Source organism: Janibacter sp. RAF52, from assembly GCF_052114035.1.
Classification (GTDB): Bacteria; Actinomycetota; Actinomycetes; order Actinomycetales; family Dermatophilaceae; genus Janibacter; species Janibacter hoylei.
This window is the reverse complement of the sequence record NZ_JBFRDY010000007.1, coordinates 109,530-136,023: the sequence shown is the minus strand read 5'-3', so window position 1 is coordinate 136,023 and position 26,494 is coordinate 109,530. Positions and strand designations below refer to the sequence as shown.

Genomic DNA, 26,494 nt, shown 5'->3' with positions numbered 1-26,494 from the left:
CTCCTCATCCAGCTCTCACCTGCGGGTCATGCCCCGTCCGTAGGGTCCACTGCCATGGGGACAGGACGACTGATCGGCCGGGACGGCCTGCTGCTCGTGGCACTGCTGTGCGTGCCGCTGCTCGTGCTGCTCGGCTTCCGGGTCGCGGCAGCGCCTTCCGACCCGCCTCCGGTGCAGGAGCGGCCGCTGCAGCTGACGAGCGAGACCAGCGAGCCGAGCGGCACGTCGACGACGAGGTCGTCCTCGAGCTCGTCGAAGAGCAGCTCGAAGACGACGTCGAAGACCTCCTCGTCGTCGAAGAGCTCGACCTCCGCCCCCCGCCGCACCACCCCGCCGGCGTCCACACCGCGCCCGACGTGGACGCCACCACCGCCCACGCTGACCACCCGCACGCAGGCACCGGTGCCCTCGCACGATGATGATGACGACGACGACGACGACGACGATGACGATGATGACGACGATGACGACGACTGATGCCCGCTGAGCGCCGCCGCCGGCCCCGGCTGGCGAGGGACACGATCGTCGGCTGGATGCTGCTCGTGCTCTTCGTCAGCCTGCTGAGCGTCGTCATCATCGTGCGCGAGAGCCTCCACCTGGCGGTCACCGAGCGGGCCAATGCCGATGTCTCGCAGGAGATCGAGGAGTTTCGCACCTTCACCCAGGAGGGCGTCGACCCCGAGACCTCCAAGCCCTTCACCTCGGCCGAGCGCCTCCTCACCGTCTACCTCACCCGGCAGCGCCCGGGGGAGGGCGAGGTCATCGTCGGCTACGTCGGGCAGTCGGGAGTCGTCACGACCTCGCCGGGGCCACGGACCCCCGACGTCGCGGAGTACGACCTGACCCGCGACCCGGAGCTCATGGCGGCGGCCGAGCGCTCCACCTCGGGCACGACGGACACCGCAGCCGGGGAGATGCGCTGGGCCCGCACGGTCGTCGATGTCCCCGGCGGCGACGACGCGATGCTGCTCGTCGCCGTCTTCACCGACGAGGCCCGCGCCGAGGCGGACGGCACCGTGCGCACCCTCGGCCTCGTCTCCTTCGTCGCCCTCCTCCTGGCCGGGGTCGTCTCGTGGCTCGTCGCCGGGCGGCTGCTGCGCCCGGTGCGCCTCGTCCACGAGGCCGCCGAGGAGATCACCGAGCAGGACCTCACCCGTCGCATCGACGTCGGCGACGACGACGTCTCCGGGCTGGCGGCGACCTTCAACCGGATGCTCGACCGGCTCGAGGAGTCCTTCCGGGCCGAGCAGCGCTTCGTCGACGACGCCGGCCACGAGCTGCGGACGCCGATCACGGTGATCCGCGGGCACCTGGAGCTCATGGACGACGACCCGCAGTCGCGTGCGGCGACGATGCGCATCGTCACCCAGGAGCTCGACCGGATGAGCCGGATCGTCACCGACCTGCTCGCGCTGGCCAAGGCCGACCGGCCCGACTTCATCCGCCCGACGGCCGATGTCGACCTGTCGGTGCTCACGGTCTCGCTCGACGCGAAGATCTCGGCCCTGGCCGAGCGGCGCTGGCAGGTCAGCCGGGTCGCCGAGGGCACCGCCCGTCTCGACGCCGAGCGGGTCACCCAGGCCGTGCTCCAGCTGGCGCAAAACGCGGTGCAGCACACCGTCGAGGGCGACGCGATCATCCTCGGCTCGCAGGTCGACGACGACACCGAGCTCGGGCGCGTGCTGCGGGTCTCGATCACCGACACCGGTCCGGGGGTGCCGGAGGACGAGCGGGAGCGGATCTTCCAGCGCTTCGCCCACGGCGAGCCCCCGGACGGGCGCCGGCACAGCGGGGCCGGCCTCGGGCTGGCCATCGTGCGCGCCATCGCGGAGGGCCACGGCGGGCGCGTGGACGTCGGGGGTCACCCCGGTGAGGGAGCCGTCTTCACCCTCGTGCTCCCCGTGGACGACGAGACCGGACGCACCGGTCCGGACGAGCAGGAGGCACCATGAGCAGCATCCTCATCGCCGAGGACCACGCGGAGATCTCGAGCTTCATCGACAAGGGGCTGCGGGCCAACGGCCACCGCACGACGATCACCGCCGACGGTCGGCAGGCCTGGGCCCTCGCGGGCACGGGCGCCTTCGACCTGCTGATCCTCGACGTCGGCCTGCCCGGGCTCGACGGCTTCGAGGTGCTGCGGCGACTGCGCGGTGACGGTGTCGACGTCCCCGTCATCATCCTCACCGCCCGTGACGGCGTCGACGACACCGTCGCCGGGCTCGAGGGCGGGGCCAACGACTACATGACCAAGCCCTTCCAGTTCGCCGAGCTGCTCGCCCGCGTGCGACTGCGACTTCGCGAAGGGGGCGCCGCCCCTGCCGACGACTCCGCCCTGACCGTCGGTGACCTCAGCCTCGACGTCCGTCGCCGCACCGCGCGGGTGGCCGACCGCGAGGTCGAGCTGACGGCGCGGGAGTTCGCGCTGCTCGAGGCCTTCGTCGAGCACCCCGAGCAGGTGCTCTCGCGCGAGCAGCTGCTCGGCATGGTCTGGGACATGGACTTCGACCCGGGGTCCAACGTCGTCGACGTCTTCGTCCGCTCCCTGCGCTCGAAGATCGGGTCCGAGCGGATCGTCACGGTGCGCGGCGTGGGCTACCGGCTCAGGGGATGAGCCCCTCCTCGCGCGCCCGGGCCACGGCCGCGGTGCGCGAGTCGACGTCGAGCTTGGTGAAGACGTGCACGAGGTGCGTCTTGACCGTCGCCTCGGAGATGACGAGCGTCCGGGCGATCTCGCGGTTGCCCAGGCCCCGGGCGACCGCCGCGACGATCTCCACCTCGCGGGCGGACAGCTCGGGTCGCGGGCGTGACATGCGTGCGACCACCCGCTGCGCGAGCGCAGGTGCCAGCACCGTCTCGCCCCCGGCCGCCCGGACGACGGCCCCGACGATGTCGGCCGGTGCGGCGTCCTTGAGCAGGTACCCGGAGGCGCCCGCCTCGACGGCGCGGACGATGTCGCGGTCGGTGTCGTAGGTCGTCAGCACGAGGACCGCCGGGGCACCGCGACCGGACCGCAGGGCCCGCGTCAGACCCACCCCGTCCAGGCCGTCGCCGAGCCGCAGGTCGGTGACGACGACGTCGGGGTCCTCTCGCGCGGCCACCTCGAGGCCGCCCTCGCCGTCGGCAGCCTCACCGACGACGGTGATCCGGTCGTCCTGGCCGAGCAGGGCGACGATGCCCACGCGGGTCACCGGGTGGTCCTCGACGACGATGACGCGCACGCTCACGAGCCCTCCCCCCGACGCGTCGGCAGGGGCGCCCACGCGGAGACCGCGGTGCCCTCGCCGGGCGTGGACTCGACGGCCAGGCCGCCGCCGACCTCTCGCAGGCGGGCCCGGGTGGCGCGCAGGCCGTAGCCCCCTTCGCCGGAGGGGGCGGCGCCCGATGCCCACCACGCGTCGGTGTCGAAGCCTCGGCCGTCGTCGACCACGTCGACCCGCACGGTGTCATCGGTGGCGTCGAGGGTGACGACGACCTGCGTGGCCCGGGCGTGGGTGCGGACATTGGCCAGGGCTCCCTGGACGCAGCGCAGCAGGGTCACCTCCGTCGTCGTCGGCAGCGGGGGGAGCTGGCCGATGACGTCGACCTGCGCGTCGACCCCCGACTCCGTGCCGAAGCGCTCGGTGACGCGACGGACGGCGCCGGCGAGACTCCCTTCGTCGAGGTCGGCCGGCGCGAGCGCGGCGACGACCCGCCGCGACTCCTCGAGCCCGCGGGTGGCACCGTCCTCCAGGTGGGCGAGCAGCTCACGCACCCGCTGCGGGTCCTCCTCCGTGCGGGCCGCGCGGGCGAGCAGGACGATCGACGAAAATCCCTGCGCGATGCCGTCGTGGATGTCGCGGGAGAGGCGGGTGCGCTCGCTGCTCGCGCCTTCGGCGCGCTGGACGCGGGCCAGCTCGTCGGTGAGCGCCGCGCTCTCCTCCTGCGCCGCGTAGAGCGAGGCGATGAGTCGCTGCCGCTCGATGCCGTCGCGCACGAGGGCCTGCTGCGCCTTGGCGACACCCAGGGCCACGACCATGCCGATGCACGGGCCGATCATCGCCGCGTACGACGCCTCACCGGTGTGCCGCACTGGCTCGAGGGCGACGACCACGAGGACGGCGAGCGAGATGAGCACCGCGGGCAGCAGCGGCAGGACGTGCCCGGCGAGCAGCCACAGCGGGAAGGCCAGCCAGACGTTTTCCGGCGAGACGAGCACGAGCAGGCCCCACAGGACCACGAGCCCGACGAACCACGTCGTGCCACCGCGGCCGGCCCGCGCCAGGCGAGGTCCGACGGCGTACCACGCGACGAAGGCCGCGAGCGCCGCGAGCTCGGCGACGGGATGGGCGCCGTCGGCGATCGACCGGCCACCGCACACGAGCACGAGCACGGCGAGCAGCGTGTGCTGACCCAGGCGCAGCCAGCGGCCGGTGCCCGTCGGGTCGGTGCTCGTCGTCACGACCGCGACGCTACCCGGCTGGGCCACCAGAAGCGGTCCCCGACGAGCGCGGTCGCCGCCGGCACGACGACGGTCCGCACGAGCAGCGTGTCGAGCAGCACGCCCAGCCCGACGACCAGGCCGAGCTGCCCGAGGACGACGAGCGGCAGCACCCCGAGCGCGGCGAAGACCGCGGCGAGGACGACGCCGGCGCTCGTGATGACCGCACCGGTGCGGGCGACCGCGCGGGCGACCCCGTCACGGGTGCCGTGCTCGACGGCCTCGGCCCGGGCCCGGTGCACGAGGAAGATCGTGTAGTCGATGCCCAGCGCGACGAGGAAGAGGAAGGCCACGAGTGGCACCTGCACGTCGAGCGCCGGGTGGCCGAGCAGGTGCTCGTCGAGCCAGGCGCCGAGGCCGAGCGCGGCGACGGCGCTCGCCGCGTTGAGGGCGAGCAGCACGAGCGGGCCGACGAGCGCCCGCAGCAGGACCACGAGGACCCCGAGGCTCACGAGCAGGACGAGGGGCACGACGGTGGCGAGGTCGGCCTCGGCTGCCGAGCGGGCGTCGAGCAGCTCGGCGGAGCCGCCCCCGACGAGGGCGTCGGCGCCGGGCACGGCGTGCGCGCTCTCCCGCACGTGCTCGGCGAGGTCGAGGCTGGCCGGCGTACCCGGTGCCGGTTCGCCGATGACGGTGAGCCGGGCCAGCCCCTGCCCGTCCGTGCCCGCCGGCGCGACCGCGGTCACGCCCGGCACCTGCTGGAGGGTGCTCGTGAGGCGAGTGGCGCTCCCTTCGTCCGTCGTCACGACGAAGGGAGCGGCCGACCCGGCCGGGAAGTGCTCGGCGACGACCTGGAGCCCGGCCGCCGACTCGGAGGCGGTGCGGAAGGAGTCGGCCTGGCTCAGCCCGACGCGGGCGCCGAGCAGGCCGGAGGCGAGCACCGCGAGCACGACCAGGCCGGCGCCGAGGTGCAGCGCGGGCCGGGCGACGACCCGACGGGCGACCCGGGCCCAGACGCCTGCGTGCGAGAGGTCGTCGCCGGGGTGGGGGACGAAGGGCCAGAAAACGCGACGGCCGACGAGGGCCAGGGCCGCGGGCAGGACGAGGACGACCGCGGCGAGGGCGACGAGCAGACCGACGGCAGAGGCGAGCCCGAGCCCGCGGGTGCCGGGCACGGCCGCGAGGAGGAGGGTCGCCAGGGCGAGGACGACGGTGACATTGCTCGCGACGATCGCCGGGACCGTCGCCCGCCATGCTGCGGCCAGCGCCGTGCGGTGGTCGTCGTGCTCGTGCAGCTCCTCGCGGTAGCGCGAGATGAGCAGCAGGGCGTAGTTGGCGCAGGCGCCGAAGACGAGGACCGACACGATGCCGGCGTCGAAGGGGAGGCCGCTCGCCTCACCGACGGCGGCCGTCACGGTCCCGGCGAGCTGGTCGGCGACGCCGACGACGAGCAGCGGCACGAGCCACAGGACGGGGGAGCGGTAGGTGAGCAGGAGCAGCAGCGCGACGACCCCGATGGTCACGGCGAGCAGCGTGAAGTCCGCCCCGTCGAAGGAGGAGGCGATGTCGGCGCCGATCGCGGGGCCGCCGGTGACCTGCACGGTCAGGTCGGCCGGTGCGTGGTCGGCCACGTCGGCCCGCAGGTCGGTGATGGTCTGGACCTGCGTCGCGCTGTCGTCGCTCGTGGCGACGGGCACGGTCACCGTCGCCGCCAGCCCGTCATCGCTCACCTGCACGTGGGCGCGCTCGCCGGCCCCGAGCTCGTGGGCCAGCTGCGCCAGGCCCCGCTCGTCGGCCGTCGACAGGCTGCCGCCGTCCCCCTTCGTCGCCACGAGGAGGACGGGCGCGGTGTCGCTGCCGGGGAAGCCCTCGAGCTGCTCCGCCACCACCGCCGACTCCGCCGATTCCGGGTACGCCGCCCCCCGCGGCGGCGCCTGCGCCGACCCCAGGAGGACCGACGCCTGCCCCACGACGAGGACGGCGAGCACGAGCACGAGAGCAGCTCCCCGCCGCCCGAGGATGCGCTGGACGAAGGGGGAGCGGGTGGCTGTGGGCGAGGGCTGGGAAGGTGCAGGGCGCAGGTCTGGCGTCATGCCATCCAGTCCACCGCCGAAGGGGGTCCCGCCACATCGCGCGGGAGGTTGGTCCGTCGATCAACCTTTCGATGGACCCCGGCGACACCACCGAGCGGACGGCAGGGGAGGTCGGCGCCGGCCCGCTCCCGACGAAGAAGGCCGGCGCGCTGCCGAAGTCCCTCCTTGTCGTGTGGGCACGTTGTCGTTCTCGACGTCGACTTGACGCTGCGCCGACCTCCTTCGTCGTCCGCTGGCTGTGGATCGCCCGCCGTGCTCGTCGGTGAGGGCGCATAAGGTGGGGTCGTGTCATCGTCCGTGGAGTCCCTGCTCGCTGCTGCCGTCGGGGGAGTGGGTGGGTCGACCCGGCCGGGGCAGGTCGAGATGGCCAAGGCCGTGGCCCACGCCATCGACGCCGAGGAGCACCTGCTCGTCCAGGCCGGCACCGGCACCGGCAAGTCGCTGGCCTACCTCGTCCCGGCCGTCGAGCACGCCCAGCGGGTCGGCAAGCCGGCCGTCGTCGCGACGGCGACGCTCGCCCTCCAGGGGCAGATCGTCGACCGCGACATGCCCCGCCTCGCCGATGCCCTGACACCGCACCTGCGCCGGCGCCCGACCTACGCGATCGTCAAGGGCCGGCGCAACTACGTGTGCAAGCACAAGACCGAGGGCGGCTTCCCCGACGACGAGGACGGGCTCTTCGACGTCGGTGAGGCCGACGCCCAGGCCGGGTGGCTCGGCAAGGAGGTCGTCCGCGTCCGCGCGTGGGCTGAGGAGACCGAGTCCGGCGACCGCGACGAGCTCGTCCCGGGCGTCTCCGAGAAGGCGTGGCGCCAGGTCTCCGTCTCCGCGCAGGAGTGCCTCGGCTCGAAGTGCCCGATGGTCACCGAGTGCTTCGTCGAGCGCTCGCGCGAGGCCGCCAAGGACGTCGACGTCATCGTCACCAACCACTCCTTCATGGCCATCGACGCCTTCGAGGGGCGCCCGATGCTGCCCGACCACGACGTGCTCGTCATCGACGAGGCGCACGAGCTCGTCGACCGGGTCACCTCGACGGTCACCGACGAGCTGGCGCCCGGTGGCGTGCGCGCTGCGGCCAAGCGGGCGCGCAAGTACGCCGAGTCCTCCGACGCGCTCGACGACATCGCCTCCGACCTCGAGGCGGTCCTCGAGGAGGCGCCGGAGGGGCGGCTGGCCACCGGCATCCCCGACGCGCTCGCCAGCGTCCTCGGGCGCTGCCGCGACGTCAGCCGCAACCTGCTCACGGAGATGAAGCCGCCGAAGGGGGAGCAGGTCGACGGCACCCGTCAGGTCGCCCTCGCGGCGGTCGACGAGGTCCACGAGACGGCCGGCCGGATGCTCGAGGAGCACGAGCTCGACGTCATCTGGGTCAGCCGTGACCTGCGTCGCGGGCCGCTGCTGCGGGTGGCGCCGATGAGCGTGGCGATGCGGATGCGCGAGCGGATCTTCGGCACGGGCGCCACCGACGACGACGAGGGCGTGCGCGACCGCACGGTCGTGCTCACCTCGGCGACGCTCGAGCTCGGCGGGACCTTCGACGCGGTCGCGGGCACCCTCGGTCTGCGGGGGCCGGGAGCACCGGAGTGGACCGGGCTCGACGTGGGGTCCCCCTTCGACTACCAGCAGCAGGGCATCGCCTACGTCGCCGAGCACCTGCCGGCCCCCGGCCGGGACGGGCTGGCGCCGCAGACCCTCGACGAGATCGAGGCGCTCGTGCGGGCCGCCGGTGGGCGCACGCTCGGGCTCTTCTCGTCGATGCGCGCGGCCAAGGAGGCCTCCGAGGCGATGCGCGAGCGGCTCGACGAGTCCTTCACCGTGCTCTGCCAGGGCGAGGACATGATCGGCACGCTGGTGCGGGACTTCGCACGTGACCCGCGCACGATCCTCTTCGGGACGCTCACCCTGTGGCAGGGCGTCGACGTGCCCGGCAGCAGCTGCCAGCTCGTCATCATCGACCGCATCCCCTTCCCCCGGCCCGACGACCCGCTGAGCTCGGCGCGCACGCAGGAGATCGCGCGGCGCGGCGGCAACGGCTTCATGGCGGTCTCGGCGACGCACGCCGCCCTGCGCCTGGCGCAGGGTGCCGGCCGGCTCGTCCGGCGCGGTGACGACCGGGGCGTCGTCGCCTTCCTCGACCACCGGATGATCAAGGCGCGCTACGCGGGCTTCCTCCAGCGCTCGCTGCCGCCCTTCTGGCCGACGACCGACCGCCAGCTCGTCCTCGGCGCGCTGACCCGCCTCGACCAGATCGCGCCGCCGCCGCTGCCCGTGGCCGAGCCGGGCAAGCGGAGCATGACCGGCGCGGTCGCCGACCCCGGTCCCGCCGCTGGTGCGCGGACCGCGGTCGTGCAGGGCGAAGGGTGGTCCGTCCAGGACGACGACGAGCTGCGTGACGGTGTCGACCTCGGGCTGCCCCTCGAGGAGCTGGCGGCCTCCCTCGACCGGGAGGAGTCCGCGGTCGCGGCCCGCGCGCAGGCGCTCGGTCTGCGTGTCCCCACCCGCGGATAGCCTGTCGACATGCAGACCTCACGCCTGGGCCGCTCCGGACTCGCCGTCTCCGTCGTCGGGCTGGGGTGCAACAACCTCGGTCGCGCCGGCACCGTGACCGCGACGCAGGAGGGGACCGACGCCGTCGTGCACGCGGCGCTCGACGCGGGCATCACCCTCTTCGACGTCGCCGACGTCTACGGTGCCGAGGCCGGGCTGTCCGAGACGATGCTCGGGCGGGCCCTGGGGGCTCGGCGCGACGAGGTCGTCCTCGCGACGAAGTTCGGCATGGACGTCGGTGGCATCGGGGGTGGGGACTTCGGGGCGCGGGGGTCGCGGCGCTACGTCACGCGGGCGGTCGAGGCCTCGCTGCAGCGGCTGGGCACCGACCACATCGACTTGTACCAGTTCCACACCCCCGACCCGGCGACGCCGATCGAGGAGACGCTCGATGCGCTCGACGACCTCGTGCGGGCGGGCAAGGTGCGCTACATCGGCCACTCCAACTTCGCCGGGTGGCAGATCGCCGATGCCGAGCACGTGGCACGGGCCCGGGGCGGCAGCCGCTTCGTCTCGAGCCAGAACCACTACAACCTCCTCGACCGGCGGGCCGAGCTCGAGGTGACACCGGCGGCCGAGGCCTTCGGCCTGGGGGTGCTGCCGTACTTCCCGCTGGCCAACGGTCTGCTCACCGGCAAGTACTCGCAGGGCACCGCGCCCGAGGGCAGCCGGCTGACGCACGCCCGCCAGCACCTGCTCGAGCAGATCGACCTCGACCAGCTGCGGGCCTTCGGTGACTTCGCGCGCGAGCGCGATCTCACCGAGCTGCAGGTCGCCTTCTCGTGGCTCGCCTCCCGCCCGGCGGTGAGCAGCGTCATCGCGGGCGCGACCCGGCCCGAGCAGGTCGTCGCCAATGCCGCGGCGGCCGACTGGGTGCCGACCGCCGAGGACGAGGCCGCGCTCGACGAGATCTTCCCGCGGGTGCCCAAGGTGGCACTGTTTTGAGCACCCCGTCGCTCGTGCTCGTCCAGGGGCCCGAGGCGGTCCTCGCCGACCGGGCGCTGGAGCAGGTCGTCGCCGACGTGCGGGTGACCTCGCCGGAGGTCGAGGTCGTCACCCTCCGGGCGGAGGGCTACGAGGAGGGGGAGCTGGGCGTCCACGCCAGCCCCTCGCTCTTCGGCGAGGACAAGCTGATCATCGTGCGCGACCTGCACCAGGCGCCCGATGCCCTGCAGCTCGACCTGCTCGGCTACCTCGCCGACCCCGCCGACGGCGTGACGCTCGTCGTCACCCATGCCTCGGGCAACAAGGGCAAGAAGGTGCTCGACACGCTCAAGAAGGCCAAGGCCCTCGTGCTCGAGGCGCCGGCGATCAAGAGCGACCGCGACAAGACCGACTTCGTGACCAACGAGTTTCGTCGGGCCCGGCGCAAGGCGGATGCCGGCGCGGTCCAGGCGCTCGTCGAGGCGGTGGGCAAGGACGTGCGTGAGCTGGCCTCGGCCTGCCAACAACTCGTCGACGACACCACGGGCGTCATCGACGCCGAGGTCGTCGAGCGGTACCACGGCGGCCGGGTCGAGGCCACGGGATTCAAGGTCGCCGACGCCGCCGTCGCCGGGCAGACCGGTGAGGCGCTGCGCCTGCTGCGGCACGCGGTCAACGTCGGCGTCGACCCGGTGCCGATCGTCGCGGTGCTCGCGCAGCAGCTGCGCCAGCTGGCGAAGGTCGGGGGAGCGGGCCGGGGCCGCAGCGCCGACCTCGCCAGGGACCTCGGCATGGCGCCCTGGCAGGTCGACAAGGCTCGCCGTTCGCTGCAGGGCTGGACCGGTGAGGGCCTGGGTCGCAGCATCCAGGCCGTCGCCGCCGCCGACTTCGAGGTCAAGGGCGGTGGCCGCGACCCGGTCTACGCCGTCGAGCGGGCGATCCTCGTCATCGCGGCCAAGGGCGTCACGGGGTAGTTGGCGGGTTTGGCTGGGGCCGCTGGCCGCTGCTAGATTTGCTCCTCGCGTGCGCGCATGGTCGTGCGCGCAACGCAGCACCACCCAGGGTGTCTCTCCCACGGTGTCCCCACGCCGGTCCCGAGATGCCTTGCCGCCCTCTACGGCAGAAGCTCGACCAACCCAGTCAAGAAAGATTCCTGTGGCAAACATCAAGTCCCAGATCAAGCGCGTCAAGACCAACGCGGCCCGCACCGAGCGCAACCGCGCCTACAAGTCGGAGCTGCGCACGTGGATCCGCAAGGTCCGTGAGGCCGCCGACGCCGGCGACCGCGACGGTGCGCAGACCGCGCTCGTCACCGCGAGCAAGAAGCTCGACAAGGCCGTCAGCAAGGGCGTCCTGCACGCCAACCAGGCGGCCAACAAGAAGTCGGCTCTGGCCAAGCGGGTCAACAAGATCTAATCTGCCTCATGGCAGCACGAAGGGGGCCGGTCACCGCGAGGTGACCGGCCCCCTTCGTCATGGCCCAGAGTGCGCATCTCCCTAGGGAAATGCGCACCCCCTGCCGAATTTCCCTAGGGAAATGCGCACCCCCGGCCGCATCTCCCTAGGGAAATCACCACTCACACGGGATCGTTGTCGTAGTTCCTGCCGGCGGCGACGGCGCGCACCGCCTCCACGACGGCGGCGAAGACCCGCTCGTCGAGCACCGCGCCCTCACGACGGACCGCGGCCGGGTCGAGGCGCACGATGCGGTTGACCCGCACCTCGCTGCGCCGCCCCTCGCGGTCCCAGGCGCCGGCTCCGATGTCGATCCAGCGCCGACCCGCCCGAGCCTCCTGCTCCGCGTCGAGGTCGTGGTCCTGGCTGGTCACCTGCAGGCCGAGCAGCCAGTCGCCGTCCTCGCCGACGAGCAGCACCGGGCGGTCCTTGCCCTGACGGTGGTCCTCCTCGTACGGCACCCAGGCCCACACGACCTCGCCGGGGGAGGGTCTCGGGTCGTCCGGGGTCGGCGCCCAGCGCAGGTCAGGCGTGCCCGTGAAGTCGCCGGGATACTCGCTCATAGCACGTCACGCTAGCGGTGACGCGGTGAAAAGGCTCACCTCTTCGACATCCGTAGCGGACACCTTGAGGTTACCCACCGGTCATCAAGCCTCGAGAGGCTCACCGACATGACCGCCACACCCGACTCACCCCTGCCCGGACCCGCCCGGCGCGACGTCGTCCGCGGCGCGGCCGCAGGTGCCGCCGTCGCTACGGCGACGGTCGCCCCCTTCGCCACGAGCCCGGCGCAGGCCGCCACGACGACGGGCTTCCTCCACGGCGTCGCCTCCGGCGACCCTCTGCCCACCGCCGTCGTCCTGTGGACCCGCGTGACGCCGACCGCCGACGCCACCCCGGGCTCGGGGCGCGGCGCGCGCGTCACCGTCACCTGGGAGGTCGCGACCGACGCGTCCTTCCGCACCGTCGTGCGGCGGGGCTCGATGACGACCGGCACCGAGCGCGACCACACCGTCAAGGTCGACGCGACCGGCCTCACGCCCGCGACCCGCTACGCCTACCGCTTCCGCAGCGGCGGCTCGGTCTCGCCGACCGGCTGGACGAAGACCCCTCCCGCGGCCGGCTCCACCCCGAGCCGGCTGCGCCTGGGTGTCGTGTCGTGCTCCAACTGGGAGGCCGGCTACTTCGCCGCCTACCGCCACCTCGCCGCTCACCAGGGCCTGGACGCCGTGCTCCACATGGGCGACTACCTCTACGAGTACCCCACCGGTGAGTACGGGGCGGCGAAGGGGGCGGTGCGCACCAGCGAGCCGGCGCACGAGATCGTCACCCTCGCCGACTACCGCATCCGCCACGGGCACTACAAGACCGACCCCGACCTGCAGGCGCTGCACGCCGCGGCTGCGTGGATCACGACGTGGGACGACCACGAGAGCGCCAACGACGCCTGGATCGGCGGAGCCGAGAACCACGACCCGCTGACCGAGGGCAGGTGGCGTGACCGCGCCGCGGCGGCCCGCCGCGCCTACGACGAGTGGATGCCGATCCGCCTCTCCGGCACCGCCGCCATCGGCGACGGCAGCCAGATCTTCCGGCAGCTCTCCTTCGGCACCCTCGCCGACCTGCGGATGCTCGACCTGCGCACCTACCGCAGCGAGCAGGCCTCGGCGGCCCGGCTGGGTGCCGTCGGCGACGCCGACCGCACGATCACCGGCGATGCCCAGATGACCTGGCTCAAGCAGTCGCTGAGCAGGTCCACGGCGACGTGGAAGCTCGTCGGCAACCCGGTGATGATCGCGCCCGTGACCTTCGGCGCGGTCGACGTCGAGGTGGGCCGGGCCCTGCACGACATGGGTGGGGTGCTGCCCCCAGAGGGGATCCCGTACAACGTCGACCAGTGGGACGGGTACACGGCCGACCGCCGCGAGCTCATCGACCACATCGCCGACCACGCGATCGACAACACCGTCTTCCTCACCGGTGACATCCACTCGGCCTGGGCCTGCGACATCCCCAAGAACGTCGGCACGTACCCGCTGAGTCGGTCCGTCGCCGTCGAGTTCGTCGGCACGTCGGTGACCTCCAACAACCTCGACGACATCCTCAAGGTCGAGCCGCGCACCCTCTCGCTCGCCGTCGAGGGCGCCATCCGTGGGGCCAACCTCCACGTGCGCTACCTCGACTTCGACCGGCACGGCTACTCCGTGCTCACCCTGACGCCCGCGCGGGCGCAGATGGACTGGTACGCACTCGCGGACCGGACCAACCGGCAGTCCACCGCGCGGTGGAGCGCCGGGTTCGAGACCCTGCCCGGGACCAACCGGGTCCGCCGCGTCTGGAAGGCCGCCTCATGACCACCCCCACCCGCCGTACCGTCATGCGCGTCGCCGCCGCGAGCGGCGCGACGATCACCCTCTCGGCGGCGGCCGGCGCGAGTGCCGCCTCCGCGGCCACGACCCGCAGCCGCAAGCGGGTCTACGTGCTCGTCACAGACGGGCTGCGCCCGGACGAGATCACCGTCTCGCGCACGCCCAACCTCCACCAGCTGCGCTCGACCGGTACCTGGTACCCGAATGCACGATCGCTGCCCATCATGGAGACGATCCCCAACCACGTCATGATGATGACGGGGGTGCGACCGGACCGTAACGGCGTGCCGGCCAACAAGATCTACGACCGTGCGCTCGGCGAGGTCCGCGACATGGACCGCGAGAGCGACATCAAGGCCCCGACGATCTTCGAGCAGCTCGAGACGAAGGGGGTGACCGGCGGCACCGTCCTGTCCAAGGACTACCTCTACGGGATCTTCGGCGAAAAGGCGATGTACCGCTGGGAGCCCAAGCCGCTCATGCCGATCACCGACCACGCGCCCGACGGGTACACCTACGACGCGCTGGTCAAGATGGTCGGCGCAGCCGACCCCAACCTCGTCTTCGCCAACTTCGGCGACATCGACCGGGTCGGGCACGCAGACCCCGGTGGCACGGTCACCGTCCCGGCCATGCGCTACGCGGTGCTCAACAACACCGACCGTCTGATCGGCAACTTCGTCAGCTACCTCAAGTCGACCAACCGGTGGAAGGACTCGCTCGTCATCGTCCTCGCGGACCACTCGATGGACTGGTCCATGGGCCACCGGGTCATCTCGCTCGGGGCGCCGATCTGGTTCGACCGCACGCTGCGCGACAACGTCGAGATCGCGCAGAACGGCGGAGCGGACTGCCTGTACTGGACCGGGCCCGCGGCCGACAAGGCGGCTGGGCTGAAGCGGCTGCGCGAGCTCGTCCTCAGGCAAAACGGCGTGCTGTCCGTGCACACGCCCGCCGACCTGCGCCTGAGCCCCAATGCCGGCGACCTCATCGTCTACTGCAAGGCGGGGTGGCGCTTCTCCGACCCGACGATCTTCAACAACCCCATCCCGGGCAACCACGGGCACCCGGTGACCGAGCCGATCCCCTTCATCGTGGCCGGCGGAGCCGCCCAGGTGAGGCCCGGGGTGCGCACCGCGGTCGCGCACACGATGGACGTCGCGCCGACGATCGCGCAGTACTTCGGCCTGCCGACGACGGGATATGACGGGAGATCGCGTCTGGTCTGAGAGGATGGGCCACTGAGCCCTGTCCCGACGAACCCGAGGTCCGCAACCCGTGTCACCCCAGGCCCGTGAGGCCCTCCCGCCGAACGCGACCCCGCCGGCGCAGATCCGCAACTTCTGCATCATCGCCCACATCGACCACGGCAAGTCGACGCTGGCCGACCGGATGCTGCAGATCACCGGCGTGGTCGAGGCCCGGCAGATGCGCGCGCAGTACCTCGACCGCATGGACATCGAGCGCGAGCGCGGCATCACCATCAAGTCGCAGGCCGTGCGCATGCCGTGGGAGCAGGAGGGGGAGACCTTCTGCCTCAACATGATCGACACCCCGGGGCACGTCGACTTCACCTACGAGGTCTCCCGCTCCCTCGCCGCGTGCGAGGGAGCGATCCTCCTCGTCGACGCCGCCCAGGGGATCGAGGCGCAGACCCTCGCCAACCTCTACCTGGCGATGGAAAACGACCTGACGATCATCCCGGTGCTCAACAAGATCGACCTCCCGGCGGCACAGCCGGAGAAGTACGCGGAGGAGATCGCCGGCCTCATCGGGTGCGAGCCCGAGGACGTGCTCAAGGTGAGCGGCAAGACGGGCGAAGGGGTCGAGGAGCTGCTCGACGAGATCGTCGCCAAGCTGCCCGCTCCCGAGGGCGACGCGAGCGCCCCGGCCCGCGCGATGATCTTCGACTCCGTGTACGACAACTACCGCGGCGTCGTCACCTACGTGCGTGTCGTCGACGGGGCCCTGCACCCCCGCGAGAAGATCGCGATGATGTCGACCAAGGCGACCCACGAGCTGCTCGAGATCGGCGTCATCTCGCCGGAGATGCTGCCGAGCAAGGGGCTGGGCGTCGGCGAGGTCGGCTACCTCATCACCGGGGTCAAGGACGTGCGCCAGTCCAAGGTCGGTGACACCGTGACCAATGCCGCGGCGCCCGCGGCCGACGCGATCGGTGGCTACAAGGACCCCAACCCCATGGTCTTCTCGGGGCTCTACCCGATCGACGGGTCCGACTACCCGACGCTGCGCGACGCCCTCGACAAGCTCAAGCTCAACGACGCCGCGCTCGTCTACGAGCCGGAGACCTCCGCTGCCCTCGGCTTCGGCTTCCGCTGCGGCTTCCTCGGCCTGCTCCACCTGGAGATCGTCCGCGAGCGGCTCGAGCGCGAGTTCGACCTCGACCTCATCTCGACCCAGCCCAACGTGGTCTACGAGGTGACGATGGACGACGGCTCCGAGATCCTCGTGACCAACCCCAGCGAGTTCCCCTACGGCAAGGTTGCCGAGGTCCGCGAGCCGGTCGTCAAGGCGACGATCCTCGCGCCGAGCGAGTTCATCGGCGCGATCATGGAGTTGTGCCAGGGCAAGCGCGGCCAGCTCGGCGGCATGGACTACCTCTCCGAGGACCGCGTCGAGATGCGCTACACGCTGCCGCTCGCCGAGATCGTCTTCGACTTCTTCGACCAGCTGAAGTCCAAGACCCGCGGCTACGCCTCCCTCGACTACCAGGAGGCGGGCGACCAGGCCGCCGACCTGGTCAAGGTCGACATCCTCCTGCAGGGCGAGACCGTCGACGCCTTCAGCGCGGTCGTCCACAAGGACAAGGCCTATGCCTACGGCACGATGATGGCCGGCAAGCTCAAGGAACTCATCCCGCGCCAGCAGTTCGAGGTGCCGATCCAGGCCGCCATCGGCGCGCGGATCATCGCCCGCGAGACCATCCGCGCCATCCGCAAGGACGTGCTCGCCAAGTGCTACGGCGGTGACATCTCCCGCAAGCGCAAGCTGCTCGAGAAGCAGAAGGAGGGCAAGAAGCGGATGAAGAACATCGGCACCGTCGAGGTGCCCCAGGAGGCCTTCATCGCTGCGCTCTCCTCTGACGACAGCGCCGTGGACAAGGCCAAGAAGTAACGGCGCGATGCTGACGTGACGCAGCCGACGCCGGGGACCCTTCCCGGCCACTAAGCGCTGGCTTAGTGTGGCGGTCATGGCACAGCAGACCTTCGACCTCTACCAGCGCGTCACGAGCCTCCCGGCCGGCAAGCGGATCTTCTCCCTGCTCTACGCCGTCAAGGCGCCGTACTTCGCCACCGTCCGACCGAAGGTGCGCGAGGTCCGCGCCAACCACGCCGAGCTGTCGATCCGCAACCGCAAGCGGGTGCACAACCACATCGGCACCCTCCACGCGATCGCCGTGTGCAACGGGCTCGAGGCCGCGATGGGTCTGCTCGCCGAGGCAACCTGCCCGAGCGACCAGCGATGGCTGCCGCGGGGCCTGCGGGTGAGCTACCTCGCCAAGTCGACGACCGACCTGCTGTGCGTCGCCGAGACCGACCCCGAGCAGTGGACGGGCGAGGCTCCCTACGACGTCGACATCCGGGTCAAGGCGGTGCGCACCGACGGCGTCGTCGTCGTCGAGGGCGTCATCCCCGTCTACGTCACTGCCAAGCCGAAGAAGGCCTGAGCCTCACCCCACGAGCCGGTCGCGCAGCCGCGTGACCTCCTCCTGGGTCCACCCGGCGGCCTCCAGCCAGCCGATCGTCCCGCCGAACTCCTCGTCGAGGTGGGCGAGCACCGCCGCCATCGACTCCGCGCGGGGCAGCTGCTCCTCGAGGGTGTGGGTGGGCAGTGACCTGCGGTAGGGCTCGACCTCGATGAGGCGATCGATGATCCGCTCGAGCCGCCCGGCGGTCAGGACGTAGTCGGCGACGATCTCCTCGTCGGGGACCCCGGCGACCGCCAGAGCCATGCCGACGACCGTGCCCGTGCGGTCCTTGCCCGCGGCGCAGTGGACGACGGTGCCTCCGGCGCTGTCCCGGATCGCGGCGAGTGCCGCGGCGACGGAGTCGGGGCGCCGCGTGAGGTAGCCCGTGTAGTGCCGGGCCCAGAAGGCCCCGTCCCGCGGCGCGGGGTCCCCGCGACCCCACCGGACCGCCAGTGCCTCCTCGACCGTCTCATCGGCCCCGAGGTCCTCGCGCAGCAGGCTGTGGTGGTGGTGGGTCAGCGGGGTGGAGCGCAGCGGCCCGGCGCCGGTGACCTCGTGCTCGACGTGGCTGCGCAGGTCGACGACGTCCGTCACCCCGAGCACCTCGACGAGGTGACGGACATCCCCTTCGCTCAGGTCCTGGAGGTTGTCGCTGCGGATGAGCCGCCCCTCGCGGGTGGTGCGGCCGTCGCGGGTGGGCAGGCCACCGAGGTCACGCATGTTGACGACGCCGTCGAGCTCGATCCACCGGGTCATGCCGCCCACGCTATCGGTGGGAGGATGGGCCGGTGCGTCCCCCCTTCGGCATCTACCTGCACGTGCCCTTCTGCACGGTCCGATGCGGGTACTGCGACTTCAACACCTACACGGCCACCGAGCTGGGCCCCGTCGGCGGCGCGAAGGGGGCGAGCGTCGCCACCTTCGTCGACGCCGCGATCGGCGAGCTCGACCTGGCGGCGCGGTCCGTGGGCACGGACCGCCCGGTCTCGACGGTCTTCGTCGGGGGCGGCACGCCGACGCTGCTGCCCCCGCAGGACCTCGTGCGCTTCCTCGATGCCGTGCGGGAGCGGTGGGGCCTGGACGACGATGCCGAGGTAACGACGGAGGCCAACCCCGACAGCGTCACCGAGGAGTCGCTGCGGGTGCTCGCCGACGGCGGTTTCAGCCGGGTGAGCATCGGCATGCAGTCAGCCGTGCCGCAGGTGCTCGCGACGCTCGACCGCACCCATGACCCTGCCAACGTCGCCCGTGCCCTGGCCGCGGCCCGTGCCGCGGGTCTCGCGGTGAGCCTGGACCTCATCTACGGCACGCCGGGGGAGACCCTCGACCAGTGGCGCACCTCGCTCGAGACCGCCGTCGCCCTCGAGCCCGACCACCTGTCCGCCTATGCCCTGACCGTCGAGGACGGCACCAAGATGGCCGCCCGGGTGCGTCGGGGCGAGCTGCCGATGCCGACGGGTGACGACGAGGCGGACAAGTACGAGCTGGCCGACGAGCTGCTCGCCGCGGCCGGCTACGGCTGGTACGAGATCAGCAACTGGGCCCGCACGCCCGCCGACCGCTGCCGGCACAACGAGGCCTACTGGCGCAGCCACGACTGGTGGGGCGTCGGCCCGGGCGCGCACAGCCACGTCGACGGCGAGCGCTGGTGGAACCTCAAGCACCCGGCGACCTGGGCCAAGGCGCTGGCCGAGGGGGACCCGGCCGCCGAGCGCGAGGTCCTGACGGCCGAGCAGCGCGCCGACGAGGACGTCCTGCTCGGGGTGCGTCTCGTCGACGGGCTGCCGACCGATCGCTTGACGCCGCAGGGGCGTCGGGCCGTCGCGGGCCTCGTCGCCGACGGCCTCGTCGAGGGTCGGGCCGCGATCGGCGGCCGTGTCGTCCTCACCCGCCGTGGTCGACTGCTGGCCGACACCGTCGTCCACCACCTCGTCAGGAGCGCAGGTGCCTGACGTCCCGCAGATCCCCGACCTCATCGCCGCCTTCGACCTGCTCGGCGTCTTCGCCAACGGGCTGCTCGGTGGGGCCGTCGCCCGGCGCTACCAGCTCGACCCGGTCGGCTTCTGCGTGCTCGCCGTCGTCTCCGCCCTCGGGGGTGGCGCGATCCGTGACGTGCTGCTCGACGTCCAGCCGGTGGCGCTGACCGACCTGCGGTACCTCACGGTGGCGCTCACGGCCGCCCTCATCGCCTTCCTCGTCCCGCTCGAAGGGCGCCGCTGGCGGCAGGTCTTCCCCTGGGTGGACGCCGTGGCGCTCGGCACCTGGGCCGTCGTCGGCACCCAGAAGGCGCTGCTGCTCGACATCCACTGGTTCCCGGCGATCCTGCTCGGCGTACTCACCGCGTGCGGGGGAGGGGTCGTGCGCGACGTCATGCTCGGCAGCGTGCCCGCGATCCTGCAGCGCTCCGAGCTCTACGCGACCGCGGCCTTCGCCGGCGGCGCCTCCTTCGTCCTGCTCCAGCTGGTGACCACTGATCCGCTCGCCTCGTTGGGGGCACTGCTCATTGGCGGCGGCGTGTGCGACCTCGCTCGACGGCGTGGGTGGATGCTGCCGACCGAGCCGAAGTGGCGCCCGAGCCGGGTGCACCGCCGCTGACCCGGTGTCGATGACCGCTTCGCGGACGCAGGTGTGCGGGCGCTTACCCCATGGCGCACGATGAGGGCATGACCACGACTCGTACCGCCATCGTCACCGGAGCCGCCCGCGGGATCGGCCGGGCCATCGCCCTTCGCCTCGCCACGGACGGCCACCACGTCGCCGTCCTCGACCTCGACGAGTCCGCCTGCCAGGTGGTCGTCGACGAGATCACCGAAGGGGGCGGGACCGCTCTCGCCGTGGGCGTGGACGTCTCTGACGCCGAGCAGGTCGAGGCGGGCGTCGCTCGGGTCGCCGCAGAGCTCGGCGCCCCGACCCTGCTCGTCAACAACGCGGGCATCATCCGCGACAACATGCTCTTCAAGATGTCGGTCGACGACTGGGACTCCGTCATGGCGGTCCACCTGCGCGGCGCCTTCCTCATGACCAAGGCGGCCCAGGCCCACATGACCGCGGAGAAGTACGGCCGCATCGTCAACCTCTCCTCGACCTCCGCCCTCGGCAACCGGGGCCAGGCCAACTACTCCGCCGCCAAGGCCGGCATGCAGGGCTTCACCAAGACCCTCGCCATCGAGCTCGGCAAGTTCGGTGTCACCGCCAATGCCATCGCTCCGGGCTTCATCCAGACCGACATGACCGCGGCCACCGCCGAGCGGATCGGCGTGCCCTTCGAGGACTTCCTCGCCCACGCCGCCAAGGAGACCCCTGTCGGTCGCGTCGGCCAGCCCGAGGACATCGCCGCCACCGCATCCTTCCTGCTGTCCGAGGAGGCCGGCTTCGTCTCCGGCCAGGTCATCTACGTCGCCGGCGGCCCGCGCGACTGACCCGCTACTCGGCCGTGACGAAGTCGATGAGCTCCTCGACGCGGCCGAGCAGCGCCGGCTCGAGGTCGGCGTAGGTGCGCACGGTGGCGAGGATCTGTTTCCAGGCACGGGCGATGTCGGCCTGGGTGTCGTGGGCCCAGCCGAGGTGCTGGCAGATGCCCTTCTTCCACTCGATCGAGCGGGAGACCGTCGGCCAGGTGTCCATGCCGAGACGCTGGGGCCGGACCGACTGCCAGACGTCGACGTAGGGGTGGCCGAGGACGAGCACGTGCTCAGGGGCGACCCGGTTGGCCTTCTCGACGATGCGCGACTCCTTGCTGCCCGGCACGAGGTGGTCGACGAGCACGCCCATCCGGCGGCCGGGGCCGGGAGCGAAGTCGCGGATCGCGGCAGCCAGGTCGTCGACGCCGTCGAGCGGCTCGACGACGACACCCTCGACGCGCAGGTCGTGGCCCCAGACCTTTTCGACGAGCTCGGCGTCGTGGCGCCCCTCGACGAAGATCCGCGAGCCTCGGGCGACGCGGGCCTTGCCGTCGTGGACGGCGACGGAGCCGCTCGCGGTGCGCGAGGCCTGCTGCTGGGCGGCGGCGAGGGCCGCGCGCTGCGCCCCCTTCGGCGGGGTGAGGGTCACGGGGGCGCCGTCGACGTGGAAGCCCGGCCCGAGCGGGAAGGCCTTGACCTTGCCACGTCGGTCCTCGAGGTGGACGACGTGGACGCCGCCGGCCTTCTCCACCGCGACCACGGCGCCGACCCAGCCGGTCTCGACGTCCTCGACGACGGTGCCGGTCACCGCCTCGAGGGCGCGGGAGGTGGGCCGCGCCAGCCTCCCCTTCGACTGCCAGCCGGCGGAGAGGACGTCCTTGCCGTATCGATCGCTCACGCAGGGACGGTAGGCCGAAGGGCGGTCGCCGGCGCAGGCGGCACGCCGGATTCCGGGGAATGCCCGCCCCGGTCGTAGACTTGGCACTCAGGTGGACCGAGTGCCAGCGGTCCGAGCATCGTGTCGAAGGGAGGTCCGCATGAGCCAGGAGCAGCGGCGCATGGCCGTGCTGAGCGCCATCATCGAGGACTACGTGCAGACCTCCGAGCCGGTGGGTTCCAAGGCTCTCCTGGACCGGCACCAGCTCAACGTCTCGGCCGCGACGGTGCGCAACGACATGGCCGCGCTCGAGGACGAGGGCCTCATCGCGGCGCCGCACACCTCCGCCGGGCGGATCCCCACCGATGCCGGCTACCGGCTCTTCGTCGACCGCCTGGCAGCCGTCCGCCCGATGTCGAAGGGGGAGCGGGCCGCCATCACGAGCTACCTCGAGGGCGCCGACGACCTCGACACCGTCCTCGACCGGACGGTGCGTCTGCTGTCGACGCTCACCCGTCAGGTCGCCGTCGTGCAGTACCCCTCGCTGACCCGCAGCACCGTCCGGCACGTCGAGCTCGTCCCGATGAGCCGGACGCGGCTCATGGTCGTCGTCATCATGGGCAGCGGCCGCGTCGAGCAGCGGATCATCCCGATCAACGTCGACTACACGACCGCGGCGGGGGCCGAGGCCCTCGCCAGCGCGCGTGCGCGGATCAACGCCGCGACCCACGACCGGCGCCTCGCCGAGGCGCTCACCTCGCTCGCGACCCTCCACGAGGACGACCGTGAGACCGAGGACGCCCTGACGGCGGGCGTGCTCGCCGCGCTCGACGCGGCGCTCGCGGAGGAGCGGGCGACCAAGGTGACGCTCGCCGGCACCGCCAACCTCGCCCGCAGCTCCGGCGACTTCCCGATGACGCTCGAGCCGGTGCTCGACGCCCTCGAGCAGCACGTGGTGCTGCTGCGCCTGCTGAGCGCCGAGGCCCACGACGCGTCGACGGGCGTCTCGGTACGCATCGGCGCCGAAAACCCGGTGTCGAGCCTGCAGTCGACCTCCTTCATCACCTCGGGCTACGGCGCGGGCGACGAGCACGTCGGTGCCGTCGGCGTGCTCGGCCCGACCCGCATGGACTACCCGGCGACCATGGCGCAGGTGCGCGCTGTGGCCGCCTACCTCTCGCGGATCGTGGACGCCTGACCGGCGCCACCCCGCACCCGACCGACATCGACCACGACCCACGAGGACCTCACGCGTGAACGACTACTACGAGGATCTGGGCGTCAGCCGCGAGGCCACGCCCGAGGAGATCAAGCGGGCGTACCGCAAGCTCGCCCGCACCCTGCACCCGGACGTCAACCCCGGCCCCGAGGCGGAGGAGCAGTTCAAGCGGGTCTCGCAGGCCTACGACGTCCTCTCCGACGAGACGAAGCGCCGCCAGTACGACATGGGCGGTGACCCCTACGGCGGTGCGCACGAGGGCTTCGGTGCCGGCTTCAGCTTCAGCGACATCATGGAGCAGTTCTTCGGCCAGGCCGCGGGCGGCGGTCGTGGGCCGCGCTCGCGCTCCTCACGTGGGCAGGACGGCCTCGTGGGTCTCGAGATCGACCTCGCGACGGCGGTCTTCGGCGGCGAGCAGGACCTGACGATCGACACCGCGGCAGTGTGCGGCTCGTGCTCCGGCGACGGGGCCCAGCCCGGCACCGGTCGCCGCACGTGCGACACCTGTGGTGGGCGCGGTGAGGTCCAGCAGGTGCAGCGCTCCTTCCTCGGCCAGGTGATGACGAGCCGTCCGTGCCCGACCTGCCAGGGCTTCGGCGAGGTCATCCCGAGCCCCTGCCACGAGTGCTCCGGCCAGGGCCGCGTGCGCAGCCGCCGCACGATGAAGGTGCGCATCCCCGCCGGTGTCGACACCGGCACCCGCATCCACCTCGCCGGCGAAGGGGAGGTCGGTCCCGGTGGTGGGCCGGCCGGGGACCTCTACGTCGAGCTGCGGGTCGCCGAGCACGAGACCTTCACCCGGCGCGGCGACGACCTGCACGCATCGGTCGCGGTACCGATGACGGCAGCCGCCCTCGGCGTGACGATGAGCTTTGCCACCCTCGACGGCGAGCAGGAGATCACCATCAAGCGCGGCACCCAGCCCGGCGACACGATCGTCCTGCCCGGGCTCGGCGTGACCCACCTGCGGCACGAAGGGCGTGGCGACCTCGTCATCCACGTCGACGTGCGCACCCCGACCAAGCTCGATGCCGAGCAGGAGCAGCTGCTGCGCGACCTCGCGCGGCTGCGTGACGAGGAGCAGCCCGACGGCGAGCTCCACGACGTCGACTCCGGCTTCGTCGGGCGCCTGCGGCACGCCTTCAAGCGCTGACGGCCCGGACGCCGCGCGATGTTGCGCCGCTTCGTCGGCCTCGACGGCACACCGCAGGCGTCGCCGGCGCTCGAGACGTCGCTGCGCACCACCCCTGAGCAGCTCGGGCCGGTGCGCGCCCGGCACACCGTGCCCGCCGCCTCGCGTCCCGTGGCGGCCCTGCTCGCGGTCGTCGGGGTCGTGGTGGTCCTGGCCGTCGCGACCGCGACCGTGCTCGTGGTGCTCGGCGCGCTGCCGGTGGCCGCCGTCCTGTGCCCTCTGGCCATCGGGGTGGCCGTGGCCGTGCTCGTCGGGGTGGGTCTCGCGGCCACCCACGACAGCCGGGGCATCGAGGTGCGCGCCCACGGCCTGGTCGTCGGCTCGCGCCCGGTCCCCTTCGCGACGATGGACCCCGGCCGCATGGTGTGGGCGACGTCCGCCCGGGCTGCCCGCTCCGTCGTCACGCTCGCCCGGCGCCGCCGGGTGGCCGGCGGGGAGTGCCTGCTGCTCAACGGCACCGACGGGCCCGACGCCGTCGACGACTGGCGGGGCCTCGGGGGCAGGTACGACCCGTTGCCGCGGGCCCCGCGGCTGGACACCCCCTTCGTCTGGTGGGCGCTCGGCCCCCGCGACGTCGCCGCCTTCGTCCGTGACCTCGAGGCGGCGATGGTCGCCGACGGCTACCCCGTGCACGGGCTCGCCGACCACCTGGCGCGGCACCGGACCGACGTGCCGGCCGGTCGCGAGGCCCTCCCGCGCCGGGCGCCGCACGACCCGCCGCTGTGGCGGGCCCGACCAGAGGCAGGACTGGGGCCATGACCGCACCACTCTTCGTCGTCGACCCCGGTGCCCTCGACGGTCTCGGGGTCGCCGACGTCGTCGACCTCACCGGGCCGGAGGCCCACCACGCCGCGGCCGTCGTGCGGCTCGCGGTGGGGGAGCACGTGCTCGTCGCCGACCGGCAGGGGGCCCGCGTGCTCACCGAGGTCACCGAGGTCGCCCGAGAGCTGGTGCGGCTGCGGGTGCTCGAGCGCGCCGACGAGCCGGAGTCCTCCCTCCGCCTGACGCTCGTGCAGGCCCTGGCCAAGGACGGGCGGGACGAGGACGCCGTCGAGGCCGCCACCGAGTTCGGCGTCGACACCGTCGTCCCGTGGCAGGCCGACCGGTCGATCGTGCGGTGGAAGGGCCCCAAGGTCGACAAGGGCCAGCGCAAGTGGGCCAATGTCGTCGAGCGCGCCGCGAAGCAGTCGCGTCGGGGCCGGTGGCCCCAGGTCGACGGGCTCGTCACGAGCTCCGCCCTCGCCCGGCGCTGCGCGGGCGCGACGACCTTCGTGCTGCACGAGGACGCGACGACCCCGCTGGCCACCGCGCCGCTCCCGGACTCCGGCGAGGTCCTGCTCGTCGTCGGACCCGAAGGGGGGATCTCGCCCCAGGAGCTCGAGGCCTTCGTCGCGGCAGGCGCCACGCCCGTGCGGCTGGGGGCGCAGGTCCTGCGCGCCTCGACGGCCGGGCCGGCCGCCATCGCCGTCGTCAGCGCACGGGGCCGCTGGGCGTGACGCGCCAGTACTACGCGTGGGCCGGCGGGACCCCGGACGACCACGCCGCGCTGGCCCGCATGTCAGCTGCCGGTCCGGCCGACATGGGGCCGCTGCTCGCGTCCTTCAGGGGCGGGGTCGGCGCCCGGGCCCGGGGCCGCTCGCTCGCCCTCCTCGCGCTCGTCTGCGTCGGGCTCGGCGCGATGGTGGCCGGGCTCGCCCCCGGCGGGCCCTCGCTCGCGCTCGTCGTCGGGGCGTGGTGCGTCGCGGCCGCGGTGTACCTCCCGGTCATGCTCGTCGTCCACCTGGCCGCCCGCCGCACCCGGCAGGACGTCCACCGCCACGGGCTCGTCGTCCGCGGCCCGGGGAGTCGGGCCGAGGCGCTGCCCTGGGAGTCGATGGACCCTGGCCGCATCTTCATCGCGACGAGCGTCCGCGCGATGACGCGGATGCCGCTCGCCCTGCACCGCCAGCAGGCGGTCCTGCCCCCGGGCGTCGTCGTCAACGCCTGGACCGACCGCCCACTCGGGTCGCTGCCGGTCGCCGAGGCGCTCTCCCAGGGGTACCGGTACCAACCGGCTCCCACCGACAGCCCCTTCGGCTGGTGGCAGCTCGGGCCGAGCGACCCGCGAGCCTTCCTCCAGGCGGTCGAGGCGGCGATGGTCGCCGACGGCTACCCCGCGGCGGGACTGACCCCCTTCGTCCTCGCCCGCAGGGTGCGTGCCGGTGACCTGCGCCGCGCCCCTGAGCTGCAGCGGGAGCGGGCCCTCGTCGACCCGGTCGTGGGGCTGCCGCAGGGCTGAGGCCGATCCG

At 72.7% G+C, this 26,494-nt stretch carries 26 protein-coding genes; 20 read left to right on the top strand and 6 right to left on the bottom strand.

All coding sequences use genetic code 11. The features are described 5' to 3' along the window. Positions 1-54 precede the first annotated feature (54 nt). From AB4Y78_RS11245 to AB4Y78_RS11235, 3 genes are read left to right on the top strand one after another with little or no spacing between them, the layout of a single operon-like run. Positions 55-477, top strand: coding sequence for a hypothetical protein (locus AB4Y78_RS11245; protein WP_441714673.1), 423 nt, complete (start codon positions 55-57; stop codon positions 475-477). Then, positions 477-1,952: a sensor histidine kinase gene (locus AB4Y78_RS11240; RefSeq protein WP_441714675.1), complete on the top strand. Its 1,476-nt coding sequence runs from the start codon at positions 477-479 to the stop codon at positions 1,950-1,952. Before AB4Y78_RS11245 ends, AB4Y78_RS11240 begins: the two co-directional genes overlap by 1 nt. Next, positions 1,949-2,614 carry a response regulator transcription factor gene (locus AB4Y78_RS11235; protein ID WP_128276723.1) on the top strand — a complete coding sequence of 222 codons (666 nt, stop codon included), beginning with the start codon at positions 1,949-1,951 and terminating at the stop codon, positions 2,612-2,614. Before AB4Y78_RS11240 ends, AB4Y78_RS11235 begins: the two co-directional genes overlap by 4 nt. On the opposite strand, the gene AB4Y78_RS11230 is transcribed toward AB4Y78_RS11235, so the two are convergent. From AB4Y78_RS11230 to AB4Y78_RS11220, 3 genes are read right to left on the bottom strand one after another with little or no spacing between them, the layout of a single operon-like run. Beyond that, positions 2,604-3,227: a response regulator gene (locus tag AB4Y78_RS11230; protein ID WP_441714677.1), complete on the bottom strand. Its 624-nt coding sequence runs from the start codon at positions 3,225-3,227 to the stop codon at positions 2,604-2,606. The two genes, AB4Y78_RS11235 and AB4Y78_RS11230, sit on opposite strands and share 11 nt — an antisense overlap. After that, a complete protein-coding gene (locus AB4Y78_RS11225) occupies positions 3,224-4,441 on the bottom strand; it encodes a sensor histidine kinase (protein WP_441714679.1) in 1,218 nt (405 codons plus the stop codon). The genes AB4Y78_RS11230 and AB4Y78_RS11225 overlap by 4 nt, the downstream gene beginning before the upstream one ends. Further along, a complete protein-coding gene (locus AB4Y78_RS11220) occupies positions 4,438-6,513 on the bottom strand; it encodes an MMPL family transporter (RefSeq protein WP_441714681.1) in 2,076 nt (691 codons plus the stop codon). Before AB4Y78_RS11220 ends, AB4Y78_RS11225 begins: the two co-directional genes overlap by 4 nt. A 71-nt stretch (positions 6,514-6,584) precedes the next feature. Between AB4Y78_RS11220 and AB4Y78_RS11215 the strand changes: the two genes are divergently transcribed. From AB4Y78_RS11215 to rpsT, 5 genes are all read left to right on the top strand, one after another. After that, a complete protein-coding gene (locus AB4Y78_RS11215; RefSeq protein ID WP_441714683.1) occupies positions 6,585-6,779 on the top strand; it encodes a hypothetical protein in 195 nt (64 codons plus the stop codon). Between the two features lie 19 nt (positions 6,780-6,798). Further along, positions 6,799-9,021 (top strand): ATP-dependent DNA helicase, encoded by a 2,223-nt coding sequence (locus AB4Y78_RS11210; protein ID WP_441714684.1) that lies wholly within the window; start codon positions 6,799-6,801, stop codon positions 9,019-9,021. A gap of 9 nt (positions 9,022-9,030) precedes the next feature. Continuing rightward, positions 9,031-10,005, top strand: a complete 975-nt coding sequence (locus AB4Y78_RS11205; protein ID WP_441714686.1) for an aldo/keto reductase — start codon at positions 9,031-9,033, stop codon at positions 10,003-10,005. Continuing rightward, entirely contained in the window at positions 10,002-10,958 is a 957-nt protein-coding gene (holA, locus tag AB4Y78_RS11200; protein ID WP_441714688.1) for a DNA polymerase III subunit delta, read from the top strand. Before AB4Y78_RS11205 ends, holA begins: the two co-directional genes overlap by 4 nt. A 181-nt stretch (positions 10,959-11,139) precedes the next feature. Continuing rightward, positions 11,140-11,400 carry a 30S ribosomal protein S20 gene (gene rpsT / locus AB4Y78_RS11195; RefSeq protein ID WP_007926271.1) on the top strand — a complete coding sequence of 87 codons (261 nt, stop codon included), beginning with the start codon at positions 11,140-11,142 and terminating at the stop codon, positions 11,398-11,400. 161 nt (positions 11,401-11,561) lie between these two features. Here the strand turns inward: rpsT and AB4Y78_RS11190 are convergent, their stop codons facing one another. Continuing rightward, positions 11,562-12,002 (bottom strand): type II toxin-antitoxin system PemK/MazF family toxin, encoded by a 441-nt coding sequence (locus AB4Y78_RS11190; RefSeq protein ID WP_259909914.1) that lies wholly within the window; start codon positions 12,000-12,002, stop codon positions 11,562-11,564. 108 nt (positions 12,003-12,110) lie between these two features. Here AB4Y78_RS11190 and AB4Y78_RS11185 point away from each other — a divergent pair, with 108 nt between their 5' ends. The 4 genes from AB4Y78_RS11185 (at position 12,111) to AB4Y78_RS11170 (ending at position 17,496) form a co-directional block, all read left to right on the top strand. Continuing rightward, positions 12,111-13,793: an alkaline phosphatase D family protein gene (locus tag AB4Y78_RS11185; protein ID WP_441714691.1), complete on the top strand. Its 1,683-nt coding sequence runs from the start codon at positions 12,111-12,113 to the stop codon at positions 13,791-13,793. Next, entirely contained in the window at positions 13,790-15,037 is a 1,248-nt protein-coding gene (locus tag AB4Y78_RS11180; protein ID WP_441737140.1) for an alkaline phosphatase family protein, read from the top strand. The genes AB4Y78_RS11185 and AB4Y78_RS11180 overlap by 4 nt, the downstream gene beginning before the upstream one ends. Positions 15,038-15,086: 49 nt before the next feature. Continuing rightward, on the top strand, positions 15,087-16,943 hold the full coding sequence (lepA, locus tag AB4Y78_RS11175) for a translation elongation factor 4 (protein ID WP_007926277.1): 1,857 nt from the start codon (positions 15,087-15,089) through the stop codon (positions 16,941-16,943). 76 nt (positions 16,944-17,019) lie between these two features. Further along, positions 17,020-17,496 carry a hotdog fold domain-containing protein gene (locus AB4Y78_RS11170; RefSeq protein WP_007926279.1) on the top strand — a complete coding sequence of 159 codons (477 nt, stop codon included), beginning with the start codon at positions 17,020-17,022 and terminating at the stop codon, positions 17,494-17,496. Positions 17,497-17,499: 3 nt separating this feature from the next. On the opposite strand, the gene AB4Y78_RS11165 is transcribed toward AB4Y78_RS11170, so the two are convergent. Continuing rightward, positions 17,500-18,273 carry a tyrosine-protein phosphatase gene (locus AB4Y78_RS11165; RefSeq protein WP_007926280.1) on the bottom strand — a complete coding sequence of 258 codons (774 nt, stop codon included), beginning with the start codon at positions 18,271-18,273 and terminating at the stop codon, positions 17,500-17,502. A 32-nt stretch (positions 18,274-18,305) separates the two neighbouring features. Between AB4Y78_RS11165 and hemW the strand changes: the two genes are divergently transcribed. The 3 genes from hemW (at position 18,306) to fabG (ending at position 20,936) form a co-directional block, all read left to right on the top strand. Further along, positions 18,306-19,469, top strand: a complete 1,164-nt coding sequence (gene hemW / locus AB4Y78_RS11160; RefSeq protein ID WP_259909910.1) for a radical SAM family heme chaperone HemW — start codon at positions 18,306-18,308, stop codon at positions 19,467-19,469. Beyond that, the gene (locus tag AB4Y78_RS11155; protein ID WP_282070802.1) at positions 19,462-20,112 is read left to right on the top strand and encodes a trimeric intracellular cation channel family protein; all 651 of its coding nucleotides are present in this window, start codon (positions 19,462-19,464) and stop codon (positions 20,110-20,112) included. The genes hemW and AB4Y78_RS11155 overlap by 8 nt, the downstream gene beginning before the upstream one ends. A 68-nt stretch (positions 20,113-20,180) precedes the next feature. Beyond that, positions 20,181-20,936, top strand: a complete 756-nt coding sequence (gene fabG, locus AB4Y78_RS11150) for a 3-oxoacyl-ACP reductase FabG (protein ID WP_007926283.1) — start codon at positions 20,181-20,183, stop codon at positions 20,934-20,936. Positions 20,937-20,940: 4 nt separating this feature from the next. On the opposite strand, the gene AB4Y78_RS11145 is transcribed toward fabG, so the two are convergent. Beyond that, entirely contained in the window at positions 20,941-21,816 is an 876-nt protein-coding gene (locus AB4Y78_RS11145) for a DUF3097 domain-containing protein (protein ID WP_441714702.1), read from the bottom strand. 139 nt (positions 21,817-21,955) lie between these two features. Here AB4Y78_RS11145 and hrcA point away from each other — a divergent pair, with 139 nt between their 5' ends. Genes hrcA through AB4Y78_RS11120 form a run of 5 tightly spaced genes read left to right on the top strand, consistent with a single transcriptional unit; the run spans position 21,956 to position 26,484 of the window. Beyond that, positions 21,956-22,993, top strand: coding sequence for a heat-inducible transcriptional repressor HrcA (hrcA, locus tag AB4Y78_RS11140; protein WP_441737135.1), 1,038 nt, complete (start codon positions 21,956-21,958; stop codon positions 22,991-22,993). Positions 22,994-23,048: 55 nt separating this feature from the next. Continuing rightward, a complete protein-coding gene (gene dnaJ, locus AB4Y78_RS11135) occupies positions 23,049-24,167 on the top strand; it encodes a molecular chaperone DnaJ (protein ID WP_007926288.1) in 1,119 nt (372 codons plus the stop codon). 18 nt (positions 24,168-24,185) lie between these two features. Next, positions 24,186-24,965 (top strand): hypothetical protein, encoded by a 780-nt coding sequence (locus AB4Y78_RS11130; protein ID WP_441714706.1) that lies wholly within the window; start codon positions 24,186-24,188, stop codon positions 24,963-24,965. After that, positions 24,962-25,702: a 16S rRNA (uracil(1498)-N(3))-methyltransferase gene (locus tag AB4Y78_RS11125; protein ID WP_441714708.1), complete on the top strand. Its 741-nt coding sequence runs from the start codon at positions 24,962-24,964 to the stop codon at positions 25,700-25,702. Before AB4Y78_RS11130 ends, AB4Y78_RS11125 begins: the two co-directional genes overlap by 4 nt. Continuing rightward, positions 25,699-26,484 (top strand): hypothetical protein, encoded by a 786-nt coding sequence (locus AB4Y78_RS11120; protein ID WP_441714709.1) that lies wholly within the window; start codon positions 25,699-25,701, stop codon positions 26,482-26,484. The genes AB4Y78_RS11125 and AB4Y78_RS11120 overlap by 4 nt, the downstream gene beginning before the upstream one ends. The last annotated feature ends 10 nt before the right edge of the window (positions 26,485-26,494 follow it).